The following is a 639-nucleotide window of genomic DNA, read 5'->3' on the forward strand; positions in this document are numbered from 1 at the left end:
GCTTCAAGCCGGTCAACGACGAGTACGGCCATCCGGTCGGCGACGCGCTGCTCAAGGCTGTCGCCGGGCGGTTGCGGCATGCGCTGCGGCCGCAGGACCTGGTCGCCCGCCTCGGCGGCGACGAATTCGCGGTGTTCCTGACCCACGTCGCCCGGCCCGTCGACGCACAGGTGGTCGCCGACAAGCTGGTGCATGCGCTGACGATGCCCTTCCGCATCGGGGCGCTGGAGCTGCACATCGGCACGAGCGTCGGTTTCTGCGTCGAATGGGCCCGGCAGGCCGACATCGACGACCTCGTCACCCGCGCCGACGAGGCGCTCTACCGCGCCAAGCGCGCGGGCCGTGGACGGTCCAACGGCAGCCTCTGCGCCGACCGGCTCGGGCCGTCCGGCGAGACGCCGCCCGCAAGCCGGGGCTGACCGCCGCGGAGCGGGCTCAGCCGCACTGGCCGAAGTCGGCCGGGTCGCGGCCGTTCAGGCCCGCCGTCGGCGTCGCGGCGCCGTGTTTCAGGCGCATCAGCGTCATCTGCAGCACCTTGGCGTCGGCGCTGGCGCGGTGCCGGCGCAATTGCGCCTCGGCGCGTACTTCCTGCTGCACCGCGTTCCAGCGGCCGGCCTCGTCCTCGGACAGCAGCCGGCG

The 639-nt window shown here is 73.7% G+C and carries 1 protein-coding gene and 1 pseudogene; one reads left to right on the forward strand and one right to left on the reverse strand.

All coding sequences use genetic code 11. The features are described 5' to 3' along the window. Window positions 1-419, forward strand: a 419-nt coding sequence (locus FUT87_RS24665) for a GGDEF domain-containing protein (protein WP_147242705.1), incomplete at its 5' end; no start/stop codon positions are given. A 16-nt stretch (window positions 420-435) separates the two neighbouring features. Here the strand turns inward: FUT87_RS24665 and FUT87_RS29385 are convergent. Continuing rightward, window positions 436-639: pseudogene (locus tag FUT87_RS29385) on the reverse strand (hypothetical protein); the annotation flags it as partial.

The organism is Mitsuaria sp. TWR114, assembly GCF_007997345.1.